At 61.5% G+C, this 19,660-nt stretch carries 16 protein-coding genes; 6 read left to right on the top strand and 10 right to left on the bottom strand.

The genetic code is table 11. From position 1 onward, the window contains the following. Nucleotides 1-96 precede the first annotated feature (96 nt). The gene (locus ACB042_RS02450; RefSeq protein WP_371177711.1) at nt 97-2,352 is read left to right on the top strand and encodes an LTA synthase family protein; all 2,256 of its coding nucleotides are present in this window, start codon (nt 97-99) and stop codon (nt 2,350-2,352) included. A gap of 63 nt (nt 2,353-2,415) precedes the next feature. Here the strand turns inward: ACB042_RS02450 and ACB042_RS02445 are convergent, their stop codons facing one another. Then, nucleotides 2,416-3,432 carry a S66 peptidase family protein gene (locus ACB042_RS02445; RefSeq protein WP_371177710.1) on the bottom strand — a complete coding sequence of 339 codons (1,017 nt, stop codon included), beginning with the start codon at nt 3,430-3,432 and terminating at the stop codon, nt 2,416-2,418. 265 nt (nt 3,433-3,697) lie between these two features. On the opposite strand from ACB042_RS02445, the gene ACB042_RS02440 reads away from it, so the two are divergent. The 5 genes from ACB042_RS02440 (at nt 3,698) to cysG (ending at nt 9,251) form a co-directional block, all read left to right on the top strand. Further along, on the top strand, nt 3,698-4,540 hold the full coding sequence (locus tag ACB042_RS02440; protein WP_005333746.1) for a patatin family protein: 843 nt from the start codon (nt 3,698-3,700) through the stop codon (nt 4,538-4,540). Between the two features lie 200 nt (nt 4,541-4,740). Beyond that, on the top strand, nt 4,741-5,799 hold the full coding sequence (gene asrA / locus ACB042_RS02435) for an anaerobic sulfite reductase subunit AsrA (RefSeq protein WP_371177709.1): 1,059 nt from the start codon (nt 4,741-4,743) through the stop codon (nt 5,797-5,799). A 1-nt stretch (nt 5,800) separates the two neighbouring features. Then, entirely contained in the window at nt 5,801-6,640 is an 840-nt protein-coding gene (gene asrB, locus ACB042_RS02430; protein ID WP_144712705.1) for an anaerobic sulfite reductase subunit AsrB, read from the top strand. An 11-nt stretch (nt 6,641-6,651) separates the two neighbouring features. Beyond that, on the top strand, nt 6,652-7,662 hold the full coding sequence (gene asrC, locus ACB042_RS02425; protein WP_144712703.1) for a sulfite reductase subunit C: 1,011 nt from the start codon (nt 6,652-6,654) through the stop codon (nt 7,660-7,662). Nucleotides 7,663-7,859: 197 nt separating this feature from the next. After that, nucleotides 7,860-9,251, top strand: a complete 1,392-nt coding sequence (cysG, locus tag ACB042_RS02420; RefSeq protein WP_323927173.1) for a siroheme synthase CysG — start codon at nt 7,860-7,862, stop codon at nt 9,249-9,251. A gap of 100 nt (nt 9,252-9,351) precedes the next feature. Here cysG and ACB042_RS02415 read toward each other — a convergent pair whose 3' ends face one another. The 9 genes from ACB042_RS02415 to ACB042_RS02375 all read right to left on the bottom strand — a co-directional run bounded on the left by ACB042_RS02415 (nt 9,352) and on the right by ACB042_RS02375 (nt 19,628). Further along, complete coding sequence (locus ACB042_RS02415; RefSeq protein WP_236356557.1) at nt 9,352-9,954, bottom strand: hypothetical protein; 603 nt, start codon at nt 9,952-9,954, stop codon at nt 9,352-9,354. Nucleotides 9,955-10,206: 252 nt separating this feature from the next. Further along, nucleotides 10,207-10,524: a heavy metal-binding domain-containing protein gene (locus ACB042_RS02410; protein ID WP_005333757.1), complete on the bottom strand. Its 318-nt coding sequence runs from the start codon at nt 10,522-10,524 to the stop codon at nt 10,207-10,209. Between the two features lie 171 nt (nt 10,525-10,695). Further along, on the bottom strand, nt 10,696-11,490 hold the full coding sequence (gene dedD / locus ACB042_RS02405; protein ID WP_245132373.1) for a cell division protein DedD: 795 nt from the start codon (nt 11,488-11,490) through the stop codon (nt 10,696-10,698). 74 nt (nt 11,491-11,564) lie between these two features. Beyond that, nucleotides 11,565-12,824, bottom strand: a complete 1,260-nt coding sequence (folC, locus tag ACB042_RS02400) for a bifunctional tetrahydrofolate synthase/dihydrofolate synthase (RefSeq protein WP_371177708.1) — start codon at nt 12,822-12,824, stop codon at nt 11,565-11,567. Between the two features lie 2 nt (nt 12,825-12,826). Then, nucleotides 12,827-13,690: an acetyl-CoA carboxylase, carboxyltransferase subunit beta gene (gene accD / locus ACB042_RS02395; RefSeq protein WP_005333765.1), complete on the bottom strand. Its 864-nt coding sequence runs from the start codon at nt 13,688-13,690 to the stop codon at nt 12,827-12,829. Nucleotides 13,691-13,809: 119 nt separating this feature from the next. Next, the gene (truA, locus tag ACB042_RS02390) at nt 13,810-14,619 is read right to left on the bottom strand and encodes a tRNA pseudouridine(38-40) synthase TruA (RefSeq protein WP_139444261.1); all 810 of its coding nucleotides are present in this window, start codon (nt 14,617-14,619) and stop codon (nt 13,810-13,812) included. Between the two features lie 201 nt (nt 14,620-14,820). Next, nucleotides 14,821-17,025: a FimV/HubP family polar landmark protein gene (locus tag ACB042_RS02385; protein ID WP_371177707.1), complete on the bottom strand. Its 2,205-nt coding sequence runs from the start codon at nt 17,023-17,025 to the stop codon at nt 14,821-14,823. A 271-nt stretch (nt 17,026-17,296) separates the two neighbouring features. Beyond that, a complete protein-coding gene (locus ACB042_RS02380) occupies nt 17,297-18,313 on the bottom strand; it encodes an aspartate-semialdehyde dehydrogenase (protein WP_371177706.1) in 1,017 nt (338 codons plus the stop codon). Nucleotides 18,314-18,506: 193 nt separating this feature from the next. Next, entirely contained in the window at nt 18,507-19,628 is a 1,122-nt protein-coding gene (locus ACB042_RS02375; protein WP_371177705.1) for a 4-phosphoerythronate dehydrogenase, read from the bottom strand. Nucleotides 19,629-19,660 lie beyond the last annotated feature (32 nt).

The raw sequence follows: 19,660 nt of genomic DNA, 5'->3' as shown, positions 1-19,660 counted from the left end.
CATTAAATTGACAAGCTGAAACAAGGCCCGCACCATCGGGTCAAACTCTATGCGGATGAACGATCTCTCCCTCACTCGCTCAAAGGATGAGCTTATATGAATCGCCCCTCCTCAGGCCGCCCCCGCGTTCTGAGTCTGCCCTCTCTGCTTCTTGCCCTGCTGGGCGGATTGCTGCTGCTGACCCTGTTGTTGCCGCTGATCAATCCCGGCAGCTGGCTGGGCCGCGCCCAGCCGCTGGTGCTGGGCCCCGCCGACAATCCACTGGCCACCCTCACCCGCCACGCCCTGCTCTATAAAAGCGACAGCCGCGGCCTCTATCTGGTGGTGCGCAGCCAGTGGCAGTTGCGAGGGCCGCTGCAAGCGGGGGACAAGGTGCGGGTGGAGCTGCTCAACGACAAGGGGGAGCGGATCGACCAGCTCAGTCAAGCGGTGGATAAGCGTCAGGTGTGCCGCAATAACCGCTGTACTCTGGATCTCAACAGCACCCTGCGCGCCCCGGACGATGCGCTGGCCAGCCGTTATCAGCTGCGCATCGGTCTGCTGCTCAAAGATCGCCCCGAGAGCGGCGACTTCAGCCAGATCCTGCAAACCCTGCCGGAGCAGGGCTTCAACCTCACCTATCTGGTGGTGAGCCTGACGCTGGTGCTGGCCCTGAGCGCCGCCGTGCTCAAAACGGTGCTGCCAAAGCTGCGCCGCAGCCTGCGCTGGCGGATCATCGGCAGCCTGCTGCTCGGCAACCTCACCTTCGTGCTGTTGCACGGCTTCGTGGTGTTCAAGCTGGGGGAGTTTCTGCTCTGGTCAGGCTTTCGGCCGGAGCACTACTATCTGGCCTGGGGCAGCATGGTGCTGGGCTGGAGCCTCTGCGCGCTGGCGGGCTTCAACCTCTATATGGGGCTGGTCTTTACCGCGCTGTCAGGCATAGGTCTGCTGGCCAACTTTATGAAGATCGCCATCTACGGCGTGCCGCTCGGGGGTGATGATTTTGGCAACCTGCTGGCGCTGCTGCGGATCCTGCTCGATCAGCACCCCATCCTGCCCATCTTCACCGTGTTGCTGGCACTGTTTCTCTGCTGGCACTTTGCTCTGTCACGCTGGGTGCTGCGCACAGCCGCTGCCACCGTCGCCTTCTTTGCCCTGTGCGTCTTTGCCACCCAGACCGGCAACAAGCTGCTGGGAGCCAACATTCGCTACGTGGATCGCGCGGTCAACTACCACAGGGATATCATCCGCTCCGGCCCCGGCCTCTATCTGTTCAATCTGGTGGACGAGATGCTGCAGAGCGGCAGCGTGTTTCGCTACCCCTTGCAGATCAACGAGCTGGCCCCACAGCTGAGCTATCCGCCCCAGGGCATTGCGCCGCGCTGGGATCTGGTGATCGTGCTGCAATATGAGTCGCTCTGGCTCGACTGGAAGGGGCGGATCTGCGCCCTGGCTCCCACCCTCTCCCTGCCCGCCAGCGTGCAACAGTGGCAAAAAACCATCCACTCCCCCACCACCGGCGGCATGACGGTACTGGCGGAGTTCGAGATGAACACCGGCCTGCCGGTGGGCTTGCTCAAGCAGGGCGTGGTGCCCTACTACTACCTCTCGCAGCAGGTGCCGGGGCTGGCCCAGAGCGCCAGACAGAGCGGCTACCAGACCCTGTTCGCCCACCCCTATGTGGAAAAATTTTGGGGCCGCACCAAGGCGATCCCGGCGCTTGGCTATGAGGAGCGCTGGTTCGACACCCGCTTCACCACCCTCGAGCACAAGGGGCTCTATATCTCGGACGATGCCCTCGTCGATCACCTGCTCAAGCGCAGCGAACAGGATGACAAACCGCTGTTTGCCTATGCGGTCACCATGCAGGGGCACGGCCCCTTCGATGGCCCCCGCTATCAGGGGCAGGAGCGCAGCGGCGCCTGTCCGAACCAGAGCGAGAGCGACACCCAGTTACTCAACACCTATTACACAGGGGTGGTGGATGCCATGGCCTCGCTGGAGCGGCTGCTCAAGACCCTCGACCAGTCGGACAAGCGCTATCTGGTGGTGGCCTTTGGCGATCACCAGCCGTTTTTGATGTCCGCCGGCAAGGGGATTCACGGTGACAAGCCGGCGCGCGATGCCACCTACCAGATCCCCATGATGGCCTTCACCCGCGCCGATGACCCCCTCAATCTGGCGACCCAGTTTGCGCCGGTACGCCAGCTCTACCAGATGGGTCAGGCCACCCGACAACTGCTGGCGGGGGATATCACCCCCATCGAGGACAAGCCTCTGCTCCATCCGGTGTTGGGGGAGGAGAAAGGCTTCGACCCTTCAAGCCTGGTGCCGCAGATCCGCGCCAGCTTCCGGCCCGATGCCCTGCCCTGATCACGCCCCACAAAAACAGACAAGGCCGCTAAGCGGCCTTGTTGTTGGACATACATTTCGCCCTCATTCTGCTCGCCACCAGGGCTGCAGCAAGGTGAGCTGCTGACTGTCGAGATCGAGCGCCACCTCGATACCCAGCGGCAACGTCAGCATGGGGTGGGTATGGGCGCAGTCAAACTCCGCCAGAATGGGGAAGCTCGGCTCCCCCACCACCTCCAGCAGGATATCGAGGGGGCGCTTGCCGCTACCTTGATCGTTGAACAGCTCGTGCTTGCCGAGGATAAGCGCGCCGATCCGATCAAACACCCCGCACAGCTTGAGATGGGCAAAGGAGCGCTCCACCGTCTCGGCAGATTTCAGGCTGTCCTCCAGCAGCAAAATGTCGCCGTGCTCGATGACGGGCATATAGGGAGAACCCCAGCTCCCCGCCATGGTGTTGAGGTTGCCGCCAATCAGCCTCCCCTCAACCCGGCCTGAGCCCACCGAGATCAGCCGATTGGGCTGGCACTGCTTGGCCCGGGTCTGGTTCTCCCACTCCAGCCGTTCATCGCTCCACTTTGCCGGGGTGGGCAACGTGCAGGGGACGCCAGCTTCGTCGGCCAGCACAATCTGTAAAAAACTGGCCAGCGTCTCATCCACCAGCGGCGGCAACTCGCCAAAGGAGGCCACCAGCGCCGGGCCATAAAAGGTAACCAGGCCAGTTTGGACATGGATGCCGAGCAGCAGCGCCGTCACATCGGAGTAGCCGACGATGATCTTGGGATAGCGCCTCAGCGCCTCAAAGTCGAGATAGGGCAGCAGGGAGTTGGAGTTGCTGCCGCCAATCACCGACATGATGCAGCGCACTTCGGGGTCGCGAATAAGGGCGTTGAACTCCTCGGCCCGCGCGGCGATGGAGCCGGAGCGCCAGTGATCCTGCTGGCCGGTGAGGCTGCCCGCCTTGAGCCTAAAGCCCTGCCCCTCAAGAAAGGCTTTTGCGCGGGCAAAACGGTTGGGAGCACAGGCGGTCGCCGCGCTGGAGGGGGAGAAAAAAGCGATGGTATCGCCACGTCGGAGCAGCGGGGGAACCAATAACGTCATGACACACTCATCCTTGCCAATATCCAGCCATCACAGAGTCGTTGAGACTCCTACACAACCCCTTTGATCACAACGGGTTTATCACCATCGTTTAGAAATACAAAACACTTGATTCATTATTAACAGATATTCTAAACACTATCCCCTTCCTAGAATGACCTCATTGCGATGGCCAACCCCGGTTGGTTGTCAGAATGGTCGGCCTGACAGCCCGGACGTTCTCTTTCCCACTTTTTCTCTCTGACTTATCAATGAGGTGCCTGTCATGAACAAAAACGCATCCCCCAGCGCATTGGTTGTAGAAGGCGGTGCCATGCGCGGCATATTTGCCAGCGGCGTGCTGGATGCGTTTATCGAGCATGACTATCGCCCCTTTGACTTCGCCATCGGCGTCTCGGCGGGGGCCACCAACTTGCTGGCTTATCTCGCCAGCCAGCATGGCCGCAGCCACGAGATCCTGACCAAACTGGCGTGCAGCCAGCAGTTTATGGATCCCCTGCGCTTTGCCAAGGGGGGCAATCTGGTGGATATCCACTGGCTGTGGAACACCAGCTGCCGCAAGTATCCCCTCGACATTCACGCCTACCGGGAGACCGGCATCCCCTTCTATGCGGTGGTGACCAATACCCTGACCGGCAAGGCGGAGTACATCCGGGTCAAGCCGGAGAACATGAACGAGGTGCTGCCCGCCAGCTGCGCCATTCCCCTCGCCTCCCACGAATACCCGGAGGTGCACGGGGTGCCGATGACAGATGGCGGGGTGGCCGACTCCATCCCGGTGATCGAGGCCTACCGCCGCGGTGCCCGTCACCTGACGGTGATCCTCTCCGAGCCCCTTGGCTATCGGCTCAAGCCGATGCCCTTCCCCTGGATGATCCGCACCCTGCTCAAGACCCGCCCCGCGCTGGCACAGGCGCTGGAGCAGCGGGATCGCAGCTACAACGAGGCGCTCGATTTTATCGCCAATCCGCCGGAGGACTGCCAGATCGAGGTGATCGCCCCGGCCGACTACTTCCCCGTTTCCCGTTTTACCCGCGACATCAACAAGCTGGAGATGGGATACGTGATGGGCAAGTGCGCAGGCTATCAGGCCGCCCTGCTCAATTGATAAGGGTTTTACAGGCATGACCCGACCTGCCGCGACGCACGCGCCGCCAACACAATAACAATCGGGTCAGTTGAGCAACATGAGTCATAAAAACAGACCGTGGCGAGGCAAGCGCGGCCAGAACCGGTGCCAGACACCCAGACCGGCCCGCTCCTCATCCCTATGCCAGGGCATCTCACCCTCATACAAGGTGTTTATTTATGTCGTTTCTTCTCACCCATCCCGCGCTGGCGCAGCTGTTCGAGCGGCTGCTGCCCGATTACCGGCTCATGGCGCCTGCGGCCGAATATCGGGGCGGCCGCTTCTCCGACACCGACAACGTCACCTACCACAGCATCCGCCATCCGGCCGATCTGGTGTGGCAGGAGAAGTCCCACTTCTCCCCGAAAGAGGTGGTGCTCCCCATTACCCAGACCCTGTTCCACTTCGACAATCTGGAGCTGCGCGAATCAAAGGTGGAGGCCAAGCCCACCCTGCTGTTCTTGCGCAGCTGTGATATCCACGCTCTGCGCAGGCTGGATCAGGTCTACCTGAAAAACGGCCAGAACAGCGACGTCTACTACGCCCGGCTGCGCAGCAAGCTCAAGCTGGTGCTGCTGGAGTGCCGCGAGAGCTTCGAGAACTGCTTCTGCGTCTCCATGGGCAGCAACGAGACCCAGGACTACGCCGCCGCCATTCGTCTGAGCGATGAGGGTGCCCGTATCGAGGTGAAGGATCCCGAGCTGCTCGGCTACTTTGCCGAACTCGGTGAATCCGATGACTTCACCCCGGAATTTGTCCAGAGCAACCCGGTCAAGGTTCGCACCCCGGACAGCGTCTGTGACGACCCCCAGCGGATCCGCCAGATCCTCACCGCCCATCCGGTCTGGGCAGAGTACGACAGCCGCTGCATCGGCTGCGGCCGCTGTACCACCTCCTGCCCGACCTGCAGCTGCTACAGCGTGCACGACCTCACTTATGCAGAGAACCCCAAGAAGGGTGAGCGCCGTCGCCAGTGGGCCAGCTGCATGGTGGATGGCTTCAGCGACATGGCCGGTGGCCACGGTTTTCGCGCCAAGCATGGCGAGCGCCTGCGTTATCGCGCCCTGCACAAGGTCAACGACTACAAGGCCCGTCAGGGAGAGGAGCACATGTGCGTCGGCTGTGGCCGCTGCGACGATCGCTGCCCTCACTACATCTCCTTTAGCAACATCATCAACAAGATGACCGATGTGGTCGAACAGACCATCGCAGCCGACAACGCGCAGGGGGCGAACTGATATGTGCCAGTGCCAACAAACCGCAACAGCAGAACCGCAGCAGGACGTGGTCGAAAACCGCCTGCTGCCCAAGGCCTACACCATTCTGGCCATCGAGCGCCACACCGAGCTGGAGTGGAACTTTCGGGTCTCCCGCGACTTTGATGTCCACTACGGCCAGTTTGTGGAGATCTCCCTGCCCACCGTTGGCGAGGCGCCCATCTCGGTCTCCGACTATGGCGATGGCTATGTGGATCTGTTGATCCGCAAGGTCGGCAAGGTAACCGATGCGCTGTTTGCCCTCGATGTGGGCGACAAGGTGTGGATGCGCGGCGTCCACGGCAACGGCTATCCGCTGGAGACCTACCGCAACCAGCACCTCATCGTGGTGGCGGGCGGTACCGGCGTCGCGCCGGTCAAGGGGCTGCTGCGCCGCTTCAGCAAACATCCGGAAGAGGTGAAATCCCTCGACATGATCCTCGGCTTCAAGAACGAGCAGGCGGTGCTCTATCGCCAAGAGATGCCGCTCTGGGCCGAGCAGCAGAACCTCATCGTCACCCTGGACGAGGGCAAGGAGAGCGAGCAGTTTCGCATTGGCCGGGTCACCGACTACATCGACCAGCTGGATCTCGCTGACAAGGAGGATATCCAGGTGATCGTGGTCGGCCCCCCCATCATGATCCGCTTCGTGGTGCTCGCCTTCCTCGAGCGGGGCATCCCCAAGGATCGCATCTGGGTCGACTACGAACGCCGCATGGCCTGCGCCGTGGGCAAGTGTGGCCACTGCCGGATGGGCGACACCTATATCTGCGTGGATGGACCGGTCTTTCGTTTTGACCAGGCCCAGCATCTGATCGACTGAGGGAGAACACCATGAGTCTCGATATCGACATCATCAAGGCCCGCGCCAAGAACGAATACCGCCTCTCCAAGGTGCGCGGCGAAGCGATGATCAGCGTACGCATTCCAGGCGGGATCATGCCCGCCCACCTGCTGGCAGTGGCCCAGCAGATCGCCGAACAGTATGGCAACGGCCTGATCCACCTCACCACCCGCCAGAAGCTGGCGATGCCCGGCATCAAGTATCAGGATATGGACAAGGTCAACGCCGCCCTCGAACCCTTTATCAAGGAGATCGAGGTGGAGACCTGCGGCATCGAGGTAGAGGACACCACAGCCGGTTACCAGACCATCGGCGGGCGCAATATCGTCGCCTGTCAGGGCAACACCATCTGCCAGAAGGGCAATATCGACTGCACCGGGCTGGCCCAGCGGATGGAGAAACACCTCTACCCCAACCCCTATCACCTCAAGATGGTGATCGCCGGCTGTCCCAACGACTGCGCCAAGGCCAACATGGCCGACTTCGGCATCCTCGGCATCGCCAAAATCCACTTCAATGCCGAGCGCTGCATCGGCTGCGGCGCCTGCGTCAAGGTATGCAGCCACCACGCGGTGGATTGCCTCGCCATCAAGCATGGCAAGGCGGTCAAGGAGGAGAGCAAGTGCATCGGCTGTGGCGAGTGCGTGCTGGCCTGCCCGACCCTGGCGTGGCAGCGGGATCCCAAGCAGCTCTACATGGTCAAGCTGGGGGGGCGCACCAGCAAGAAGACTCCCCGTACCGGCAAGCTGTTCCTCAACTGGGTCACCGAAGAGGTGCTGCACGCGGTGATCAAGAACCTGTTCGAGTTCGAGGCCGAGATGCTGGATGGCAAGCCCATCTATCTGCACATGGGTCACCTTATCGACCGGGCCGGTTATCACAAGTTCAAGGAGCGGGTGCTGCGCGGCGTCACCCTCAACCCGGAAGCCATGGTCGCTGACCGCATCTTCTGGGCCGAAGATCAGTACGTCGCCAACATGCACGTCAAAGCGGTGCAATAGGAAAAACCTCGTTTGGGGAAGCGTGATCAAGTGGCCGACACCGGTGGGGATCTGTCGTTGGCCCGGGCGTAGATCACCCTTCCCCTTTTTTATTCCCGTAGGGGGATCTTTCCCCCGACCATCCTGGGTGCGTCACGGCGTGCCCTGCTATCTCGCCCGGCGCGGCATTGCGAGCGGGCCAGCATCCGGAGCCTGTTATGGACTTTCTCCCTCTCTTCTGTCAGTTGCAAAACAAGCCGGTCCTGATCGTCGGCGGCGGTGAGGTGGCGGTGCGCAAGGCGCGCCTGCTGCTCGATGCCAAGGCGAAGATCACCATCAATGCCCCGCATCTGGAACCCCAGCTGATGAGCTGGGCCGAGCAGGGTCGCCTGACCGTCTGCGCCGCCAGCTTTCATCCCGAACTGCTCGATGGCAAGTGGCTGGTGATCGCCGCCACCAACCAGCAAGAGGTCAACCAGCAGGTCTTTCATGAGGCGAACCTGCGCCAGATCTTCTGCAATGTGGTGGACTCCCCGGCCCACTGCAGCGCCATCATGCCCGCCATCATTGACCGCTCGCCGCTGATGGTGGCCATCTCCAGCGCAGGTGCGGCGCCGGTACTGAGCCGCCAGCTGCGGGAAAAACTCGAAGCCATGCTACCGCAACACCTCGGCCAGCTCGCGGCGCTGGCAGGCAAGCTGCGCGAGCGGGTCAAACTCATTCCGGACAAGCTGGCCCGCCGCCGCTTCTGGGAGCGGCTCTTTAGCCATGAGCGACTGGCATGCCAGCTGGCCCGCGGCCAGCAACAGGCCGCCGAGCAGAGCGTCGCCGAGCTACTCGATGAGCAACCACAGAGCAAGGGAAGCGTCATCCTGGTGGGCGCGGGCCCCGGCGATGCGGGGCTGCTCACCTTAAGCGGCTTGCAGCAGTTGCAACAGGCGGATGTGGTGGTCTATGACCGGCTGGTCTCGCAGGAGGTGCTGGCACTTGTTCGCCGGGATGCCGAGCGGATCTTTGTTGGCAAGGAGGCGGGCCGCCACTGTGTGCCCCAGCAGGCGATCAACCAGCTGTTGCTGGAACAAGCGCAGCTGGGCAAACAGGTGGTGCGGCTCAAGGGGGGCGATCCCTTTATCTTTGGCCGTGGCGGTGAGGAGCTGGAGACCCTGGCCGAGGCGGGCATCCCCTTCTCGGTGGTACCGGGCATTACGGCAGCCTCAGGCTGCGCCGCCTACAGCGGCATTCCCCTCACCCACCGCGATCACGCCCAGCGGGTGCAGTTCATCACCGGCCACGACAAGGAGGGCAATATCGCCCAGGAGTGGTCGGCGCTGGCCGCCCCACGCCAGACCCTGGTCTTCTACATGGGGCTGGCCCACGCCGCCCGCATTCAGGATGCGCTGCAAACCCACGGCATGCCCGGCCACACCCCGGTGGCGCTGGTGGAGCAAGGCACCCAGCTCAGCCAGCGGGTGGTGCGCGGCGAGCTGCGGCAGTTGGCCGAACTGGCCCGTCAGGTGAAGAGCCCGAGTCTCATCATCATCGGCTCGGTGGTCACTCTGGCCGACAAGCTGGACTGGTATGGGGAAGCCAACGCCATCCACGGCATCTAACCCCGCACGGCGATCACCCAATAGAGACAACAAAACAGAGAGCGGCCATGCCGCTCTCTGTTTTTTGCATCAATGACCAAGCCGTGGCACGGCGTGTCTGTTACTCGAGCCGGATGGGGCCGGTATTCTGAACATCGCTGTCATTCCAGTCGCTCTCATCGCGAATGCGCGGATCCCCCTGCAAGGTGTAGAGGATGGTGCCCTGACGAAACTGCAGCGCACCATCGGCCCGTTTCGCCTTCACCTTGACTCCGTTGACCCACACCTGCTCCTTGCCATCCACCTGAATATTGGCCACCGTGGCGCCTGTCTCGCGGTTTTTGGCGATCCACTTGCCCTGATAGGGCGAGTCCCCCTTGGCCATCGGCAGTGCGGCTGCCTTGCCCGCCGACCAGGCGTGCACGGTGCAAAAGCCGTGGGCCCGGCGATCATGCTTGATGACGTAATCCAGGGTGGGTTCGCTGGCGGGCAGATCGAAGGTGATCCCGATGACCACCTTGCCGTTTGTGGCCGAATAGGCGGCGGGCGCCAGTGTTTTCAGGGTCGCCTTCTTGCCATTGATAAAGACGTTGCCCCCTTGTGACTTGACCCGGATATCGGTGGGACAGGTGGCGCTGAAATTTGGCAGCGCCGCGAGGGCACTGCCGGCATGGGCGGTCATGGCCAACATGACAAGGGTCAGCAGAGCAGGTTTTAGATTCATAGTGATACGCCTTCAAGAGAAGAGAACCTCGTCCGTGAGCGGTGTCGTTCCTGATGGCGGCACTCTAGCTTGACCCTCTCGGGCTACCCAGTTAAAAAAAATAAAACCGGTCAGTGGAATTATTAATAAATATAAATATTTAAAATCAATAGGTTGAGTGACAACCCCGCCAGCCGCCACGTATCAGACAGGCAATAAAAAAGCCGATAACCCGGTTATCGGCTCATTGCCCATGCAGAAGTGGATGCCCGATCAGACCACCACGGCGGTGCCACTGATGCTGACCATCAGCATGCTGCCATTTTGCCCCACCACTTCGTAGTCGATATCGATGCCGACCACCGCATTGGCGCCAAGGGCGGCGGCGCGCTCTTTCAGCTCATCGAAAGCGATCTCGCGGGCACGGGCCAGCTCTTTTTCATAGGCACCGGAGCGGCCGCCGATGATGTCGCGGATCCCGGCAAAGAGATCCTTGAAAATGTTGGCGCCGAGAATGGCTTCGCCTACCACTATGCCGCGGTATTCACGAATGGTTTTGCCTTCCAGCGTGGGGGTCGTCGAGAGGATCATCTTGAACTCCTGTGAGTAGCAGAAGGGCTCAGACTACCCCAACTGCCCGAAAATCCCAACCGGGGGGTGACCTGTACGACGCCGTCCTTAAAAATCACGACGGCCAGATAAAAAAACACCGCGCACGGGGCGCGGTGTTTGTTTCAGAGGGCCATTGCCAACGGCAAGCCGTCACGGATTGTAAGAGACCACTGAGCCACTGAGGCCGGTCATCTGGGAGATCCGCCCCTGCATCCCCTGCAGTTTGGCCTTGGAGACATCCGGTCCGATAAAGACCCGGTTGAGCTGACCCTGCACCGGTGTGCGCGGCGAGGTGTGGGCAGAGTAGCCCGCCGCCCGCAGCTTGCTCACCAGCGCGTTGACGCTGTCGACGTTCTTGAAGGCGCCAAGCTGAAGGATCCAGCTACCCTGTGCCGGTGCCGCAGCAGGTGCGGTCGGCTGGGTCATCTTGCTTTCAATCAGATCGTCGAGGGACTTGATCTGACCCGCCTGCGGCTTGGCCGGTGCGGGCGCCTTGGCCACTTCAACCGGTTTGGCTGGCGTCGGCTTGGGTGCTGGCTTGGGCGGTTCGACCGGCTTTTTGGCCACCACTTCCGGCTTGGGCTGTGGCTTGGGTTGGGCATTCTGTTGCGGCTGAACCGGTGCCGGTGCGGCAGGGGTTGTCGCCGGCTGCGCACCGTTGCCCTGACCGGCGAGGGTCATGGGGTCAGCCACCTCTTCCACTTGCCACTGCTGGGCCGCAGAGGCCTGTTGCTGGCTGGCCAGATGATCGGCTGGCAGGCTGCTGGCCGCCGAGACCTGCAGCGCAGGCTTGGCAGGCTCCAGCTCGGGGCGCAGCGGGATCTTGGCAAAGGCCTCCTCCTTTTGTGCCAGCTTGTGACCATCCAGCAAGTCCGGCAGGAAAATAACAACCAGGGCCACCAGGATGACGGTGCCCACCAGACGGTTTTGAAACTTCGAGGCCAAGTTGAATCCTACCTTTACGTAACTCAATATGCGATTTGGCTCCCCGCCAAAGGGCTGGGGAGCCGGGGTGTGGCCTAGACGGCGACACCCGCCAGAATGTCGGCGACAGTGTAAAACGAACCAAACACAATGACCATATCGTCCGGACTCGATGCGGCCAACGCTGCCTGATAAGCGGCGCTGACATCATCAAACTCCCTGGCAGGCCCCTTGCCCTCTCCCAACGCCGCAGCCAGTTGCGCAGAGGTGGCGGCGCGCGGGCCGGTGAGGCTGGCCAGATACCACTCGCCAATCAAGCCATCGAGTTCGGTAAGGGAGCCCGCCATGTCCTTGTCTTTGAGCATGCCGACCACGGCGCGGCGTACACCCGAGCAGGGCATCTTGCGCAATTGCGCGGCCAGATAGGCCGCCGAATGGGGGTTGTGGGCTACATCGACGATCACCAGCGGCGCACTTTGCAACTGCTGCATCCGGCCAGCCAGCCGGGCATTGGCCAGCCCGTCACGAATGGCGGACTCAGGCAGCGGCAAGCCGAGGGATTCCAGCGCCGCCAGCACGGTCACCGCGTTCATCAGCGGCAGCGCCGGTTTTGGCAGATCCCGCCACTGGTTGAGGCCGTGATAATCCCAACCGCTCTCGTGCTCATCGCCACGAAAATCGATACCGACCTGACGCAGGTTGGCGCCAAGACGCACCGCTTCACTCGCGATAGTCGCAGGCGGATTGGGCTCACCGCTGATGGCGGGCTTGCCAGCGCGATAGACCCCAGCCTTCTCCACCGCCACAGCTTCGCGGGTATCACCCAGCCAGTCGCAGTGATCAAGGGCAATGGAGGTGATCATCGCCACATCGGACTCCACCACGTTGGTGGCGTCGAGCCGACCACCCAGCCCCACTTCCAGCAGCAGCACATCGGGGGCGGCGCGGCAGAAGAGCCACAAGCCAGCCAGGGTGGCGAACTCGAAGAAGGTAAGGGCAATCTCGCCGCGGGCCGCTTCCACCTCGGCAAAGGCGGCGCAGTGATCGCTGTCGGGCAGCTCTTGCCCGTTGACCCGCACCCGCTCGGTAAAGCGCAGCAGATGGGGCGAGGAGTAGACGCCGACCTTATAGCCTGCGGCCATCAGAATGCTGGCCGCCATGGCACAGCTGGAGCCCTTGCCGTTGGTGCCCGCCACCGTGATCACCTTGAACGGCAGTTGGGTAAGCCCCATACGCCGGGCGACAGCACCGACCCGATCCAGCCCCATGTCGATATTGACCGGATGGATCTCCTCCAAATAAGAAAGCCAGTCGACAAGCGACCGGCTTTGGGATTGTTGCATGTTTGAACTCATCTTCACTCTTCGATGACGTGAGTATTCAGCATTTTGGCGAGCAGGCTGGCCAGACGGTTACGCATTTCGCGGCGATCGATGATGATATCGATGGCACCCTTTTCCAGCAGGAACTCGGAGCGCTGGAAGCCTTCCGGCAGTTTCTCGCGCACGGTCTGCTCGATAACGCGCGGGCCGGCAAAGCCGATCAGCGCCTTGGGCTCGCCCACGTTGATGTCACCCAGCATCGCCAGACTGGCAGAGACGCCACCCATGGTGGGGTCGGTCAGCACGGAGATATAGGGCAAGCCCGCCTTGGTGAGTCGGTCCAGCGCTGCACTGGTCTTGGCCATCTGCATCAGGGAGAAGAGGGCTTCCTGCATGCGAGCACCACCAGAGGCGGAGAAGCAGACCAGACCACGGCCTTCCTTGATGCACTCCTCGACGGCGCGCACGAAGCGGGCACCGACTACGGAGGCCATGGAGCCACCCATGAAGGAGAATTCGAACGAACAGGCGACAACCGGTACCCCTTTGAGGGTCCCTTTCATCACCACCAGCGCATCTTTCTCCGCCGTCTCTTTCTGAGCGGCAGACAAACGATCCTTGTAGCGCTTGGAATCCTTGAATTTCAGTACATCCTGCGGCTCCAGCTCGGCACCGATCTCGGTACGACCCTGCTCATCGAGGAAGCTCTCGAGACGGGCACGGGCGCTGATGCGCATATGATGATCACACTTGGGGCACACTTCGAGGTTGCGCTCCAACTCTGCCCGGTAGAGCACCTGTTCACAAGCACTGCACTTGGTCCACACCCCTTCCGGAATGTTGTGACGACGAGGCGCAGTGATCTTGCTCTTGGGAAGAATCTTCTCAAGCCAGCTCATGGAATTCCTTAATGCTTTTGTGCCTGACAAAACGCATCGAGCCTAGATTGTTCAATGACTTAATAGCTCGATGGCAACAAATGACGGGTCATTAAACCACAATTTTTCGGGCGCAGTTACTAAAAACTGGTCGTACCCGGTGCCGAGTCTGGCAGCCACAGCGGGCCAAGCGGCAACTGCGGCAGAGCAAACTCGGCCGGGTAATCCACGTCGACCAGATAGAGGCCACCGGCCTTGGCGGTCGGCCCGGCCAGATTGCGATCCTTGGCAGCCAGCACCTCGGCAATCCACTCCACCGGTTTGAGCCCCTGCCCCACCAGCAGCAGGGAGCCGGTGATATTGCGCACCATGTGGTGCAGGAAGGCGTTGGCTTTGATGTCGAGCACGATGTAGGGGCCGGAGCGGCTGACACACAGATGGGTCACATTGCGCCACGGGGTGTTGGATTGGCAGGCGACGGCACGGAAGGTGCTGAAGTCGTGCTCCCCCAGCAGGCTCTGGCCCGCCTGGTGCATCAACTCCGCATCGATGGTCTCGTGGTAGTGGCTGACGCCACTGCCGAGGATCGCCGGCCGGTAGTTGTGGTTGTAGATGACATAGCGGTAGCGACGGGCGGTGGCGCTGAAGCGGGCGTGGAAGCTCTCGTCCACCTCCTTGACCCAGCGCACGGCGATATCCGGCGGCAGGTTGGAATTGAGCCCCAGGGTCCAGGCCCCTTCGGCACGGTTCGCCTCGGTATCGAAGTGGATCACCTGACCGGTCGCATGGACACCGGCATCGGTGCGCCCGGCACACTGGATGGAGACAGGGTGGTTGGCAATCCGGCTCAGCGCCGTCTCCAGTTCAGCCTGCACGCTGATCACTTCACGCTGACGCTGCCAGCCGAAATACCGGCTGCCGTCATATTCAATACCTAGGGCAATTCGCATGGATAAACTTGTCTTGTTGTGAAAACGCAGTGAAAGAAACGGGGCGGATTATACGCGCTCAGCCCGAAAAGTCCCACCACGCGCGCAATTGGCCTGGATGGTCAGCCTGCGCGGCCATGCTCACTCCATTGCAACTCGCCAAAAGAAGAGGGCAGCCTGCTGGCTGCCCCCCGTTTTGCTGATCCCGTGATGGGAAATGCTTTAGCCCAACCGCTTGAGCAACTTCTCGGCTTCGGCGCGCTGGTGATCGCTGCCCTGCTCCGCCGCCTCTTGCAGCAGCTCACGGGCGCTATCCTTGTCGTCAATCTCGAGGTAGGCACGGGCCAGATCCAGCTTGGCCCCCACACCGCCGTCGTCAGCATCCACGTCAAATCCGGTGGATTCCGGCAGCACCTCGGGGAAGCCATCGAGCCCCACATCCAGCGAGAAGCCCTGATACGGCTCCTGCTCCGGCGCAGTGGCATCCGCTTCAGCCAGCAGCTTGTCGATCTCGACGTAGCCACTCTCCTGTGCCTGCTCACGGGGCTGGAGATCTGCCGGATGTGATTCCACCTCGGCAAACGCATCTTCGAAATCGGAGAGCGCCAGCTCGTTGGGATCCCACTCCAGATCCAGCTCGGCTTCCTTCGCCTTGACAGGCTCAAGACCGAGCTCGGCCAGCATGGCATCCGCACTCTCGTCAGCGTCCTCTGCGGCACTGAGATCAATGGCGTTATCATCTTTGCCAGCAGCAGGCTCGTCGAGGGCACTGTCGAAATCGCCGAGATCGAAGCTGGCCAGATCGTCGTCAGCGGCGCCGACTTCGTCGATGGAGCTCAAATCGGGCTCGAGGTCGGCTGAGAGATCCGCATCCAGCTCGGCAAACAGGGCTGCCTGCAGCTCCTCTTCGCTCATGATCTCGTCAGCGGCCTTGGGCTTGGGGTTGAACTCGCTGGCCAGATCCATGGCGGGCTCGTTGGCCAGCGCGATGGGCTCATCCAGCGAAAGATCGAGATCCGGCACCAGGTCCGGGTCACGACTGGCTGGCTGGGCCGCCATCCGCTCGGGCTCAAAGCCCTGCAGCTCCATCTCGCCCTCGTCGCTGAACACCAAGTCGACATCCGGCTTGGCGGCTGGCTCGTCAGGCTCCATCGGCATAAAGCCATCCGGGGTGTTGAGATCCGGCACCGGGCGTACCGGCTCGTTGTCGGTCACATCGACGCTCAGCAGATCATCAAACTCGCTCTGCTCCTGATCCATCATCATGGCGGTGGATTCGGAGAGGCTCTTCTCCTGCTCTTCCAGTTCGCGGCGGGCACGGGCACGCAGCCACAGGGTCACCAGCGCCAATACCAGCAGCACCGGCAGCAGAATGATCATGGCGAGGTTGAGCGGTGAGGAGAGCAGATCCATCAACCAGTTTTTCTCAGGCTCCGGCTCGGCTGCCACCGGCGGGACCGGTTGGGCCTTGAGCTCGGCAATCTCTTTTTGCAGCGCGGTCTGATCCTGCAGCTGTGCCTTGAGGGTCTCCACCTCTTCGGTCAGGGATTGCAGACGCAGTTTGAGCCTGTGGTTCATCTCGGTCACCTGGCCGAGCTGGGCATTGGCATCTTCCAGTGCCAGCGCCATCTCGGTAGCCGGTTTGCCCACCGGTTTATCCAGATCGGAAGGCAGAGGCGCCGGGGTGGTGCCTTCTGCAGCGCTAGGAGCAGGTGCTACCGCCTCTTTCGGCGCAGGCTCGCTCACCTTGGCCACTTCTTTGGTTTCAGCCGCCGGTTGCGGTGCCACCACCGGGGCAGGAATGGGGGCGGCTTTCGCCACTGGTAGCGGCGCAGGCGAAGCCTTCACCGGCTCGGTCTTGGCGGCTTCCACCTTCGCGGGTTTGGCGGCAGCGGGTTTGGCGGTATGGGCCTGCTTGTCAGCCAGATATTTGGGGCTTAACCCCTTCCAGCTGGCGTTGTCGCTGCGGAACTTGGCGCGGGCCTGAGCATCAGTGATGACGCTCGCCTCGGCCGCGGTCGGCAGCAGAATGCGGGATCCCACCAGAATGTGGTTGATATTGCCATCGGCAAAACTGCGGGGGTTTTTCTCGTAAATCGCCACCATGGTCTGGTAGACGCTGACCCGATTGGAGGGGCGATATTTGCTCGCCAAGCTCCAGAGGGTATCGGTCGGACGAACAGGGCCATAGCTACCGGCATTGGCAGTGACTTGACGCACCACCGGCTGGGCGGTTGCACGCACCGGTTGTGCGACGGGTCTGGCGACCGGCTGCGCCAGCGGCTGGGAATTGACGGCGGGAGGTGCGGGTTCGTCAGGGCCTTTTAGCTCGACAAAAAAAGGCTCCCGCGCCGAGTCTTCAGCCTGGACGGTGCCCAGCAGACCCAATGCGAGTAGCGTTGCCAATGTTATGCGGGAATGTCCCATATTCGTTCCTTCGTATGACGGCCCTATCACATTGAAAAATCTGGATAGTTACCCCAAAACAGTCGGTTCAATATAAATCAGGCTCGCCTGGCAAGCCAGCAGTCCGACACATTTAGCACCCAACTTGACCCTGAGTGTAGGAAAAAACTTAATCAGTTGATATCGCAACAGAATCTTGAAGTGACGGAGTGCGGCATGGGTCACACCCCGGTTTGATCACAGGCCGGATGCGCAGCACTCCCTGCTGCGCATCGGTGGCATCTGACCAGCCTTACAGATAGTCGCGAACCAGCAGCTCGGCAATCTGTACACTGTTGGTTGCCGCGCCCTTACGAACGTTATCGGCCACGATCCACATATTGATACCACTCGGGTGAGAAATATCCTGGCGCACCCGACCCACCAGCACCTCATCCTTGCCGGTAGCGTCACGCACCGGGGTCGGATAGTCCACTTCGTCATCAAACAGGGTCACACCAGGCGCACTGCGCAGCAGATCCTTGACCTGTTCGGCATCGAGCGGCTGGTGCAGTTCGACGTGTACCGCCTCGGCATGGCCGTAGAAGACCGGCACCCGCACGCAGGTGGGGTTCACGGCAATGCTGGCATCGCCGAGGATCTTCTGGGTTTCCCACACCATCTTCATCTCTTCACGGGTGTAGCCGTTGTCAGTAAAGCTGTCGATCTGCGGGATCAGGTTAAAGGCGATCTGTTGCGGATAGAGGGTCGGTTCCACCGGACGGCCGTTGAGCAGATGAGCTGTCTGACCCGCCAACTCGCTGACCCCCTCTTTGCCGGAGCCTGATACGGATTGATAGGTGGCCACGTTGATGCGGGCAATGCCCACTTCGTCGTGCAGCGGCTTCAAAGCCACCAGCATCTGGATAGTGGAACAATTGGGGTTGGCGATGATGTTGCGATTGCGAAAATCGGCCAGCGCATCCGGGTTCACTTCCGGGATCACCAGCGGGATATCTTCGTCGTAACGGAAACAGGAGGTGTTGTCGATGACGATGCAGCCGTGTTCGGCAGCAATCGGCGCCCACTTGGCAGAGACCTCGGCACCGGCGGAGAAGAGTGCGATCTGCACCTGGCTCCAGTCAAACTCCTCCACATCGAGGATCTCGAGATTCTTGCCGCCAAAGCGCACGGTATCACCGGCACTGCGGCTGGAAGCCAGCGGATAGAGGGTCGCTACCGGAAATTCGCGCTCTTCCAGGATCTCGATCATCGCCTGACCCACGGCGCCGCTGGCACCCAATACCGCTACGTTAAACTGCTGGCTCATTCTGTTCTCCTCTGATAATGCTGCAATGGCGCCGGGTGGCGCCATGGTCGGCAGGCTCCCGCGCTGCGAGATGACGCTGCCAGATATGGCTGAGCCGGCGCAGTAGCATCTGAGCCTGCTCAGTAAAAAATGGGGGCGAGGTAGCCAGTAAGGCTCACCCCTTCCGGTTATCTTCCAACTCCTAGTCCCCGATTCAGGGGCGTGACAGCGCAAATCCCAGCTCGCCCAGCGCCTGGTCGGCAAACGCCCCCTCAACCTGCAGGGAGGATAGTTCACGGCGCTCGGGGTAGTGTTTGCGCTGCTCGTCAAAGCTGCCGGGCAAGCCGAGTCGGGCCCGGAAACGGGCATCATCGCGACGCACGTCATAAACCAGATGCACCAGCTGCTTGATCAACGCCTGATCCGGTGCGCGGCCCGGCACCACCGCCTGCACATCGGGGGCAGGCAGGAGCTGACTCAAATCCTGACGAGGCTGGCGTCCCAGCTGCTGGCAGAGCGCCTGATAGAGCATCCAGGTACCGCGCGCCTTCCCCTCCAGGCTGTAACCGGCGATATGGGGGGTGGCAATCTCGGTATGGGGCACCAGCGCTGCCAGTGGCTCGGGCTCGTTCTCCCACACATCCATCACCAGTCGCAACGGCTTATCGCTCAACTGGCGCGCCAGCAGGGCCCGGTTATCCCACACCTCGCCACGGGATGCGTTGATCAGGATCTGTCCGGCAGGGCGCGCGGCAATCTGTTCGGCATCGAGCAGATGGTAGGTGGCATCCAGCCCTTCACGGGTAATGGGCACATGGAAACTGACGATATCGGCACCAAGAGCGGTCTGATAATCGACAAAGCCCGCATCGGGGGTATTACGCGCCTTGGGTGGATCGCAGCGCAGCACCCGCATGCCGAGTGCTTGGGCCTTGCCAGCCACGCACTCGCCGGTATTGCCCGCGCCAATCACCGCCAAAGTCATGGCCGAGAGGTCGAGTTCATAGCGCTCCGCTAGCACCAGCAAAGCGGAGAGCACATAATCCCCCACCGAATACTTGTTGCAACCGGGAGCGCTGAAGAAGGGAATATTGCGGCTTGCCAGCAACGCCTTGTCCACATGGTCTGTACCTATGGTGGCGGTGCCGACAAACCCGAGTTTGGGGCTGGTCGCCAGCAAATCGCCGTTGACGCGGGTGACCGAACGCACCAGCAGCACATCGGCATCGAGCAGATCGCAGGCCTGCATCTGCCGTCCGGGCAAGGGGATCACCTCGCCAAATTCGGCAAACAGCTCCACGGCATGGGGCATATTCTCATCAACGACTATCTTCATCGGGCTCTCTTTGGTCACAACCGCCACGGGGG

Origin of the sequence: Aeromonas sp. S13(2024) (assembly GCF_041402405.1) — a bacterium.
GTDB classification, from domain to species: Bacteria; Pseudomonadota; Gammaproteobacteria; order Enterobacterales; family Aeromonadaceae; genus Aeromonas; species Aeromonas veronii.
The sequence above is the reverse complement of the archived record's forward strand: the minus strand, read 5'-3'. Positions and strand labels throughout refer to the sequence as shown.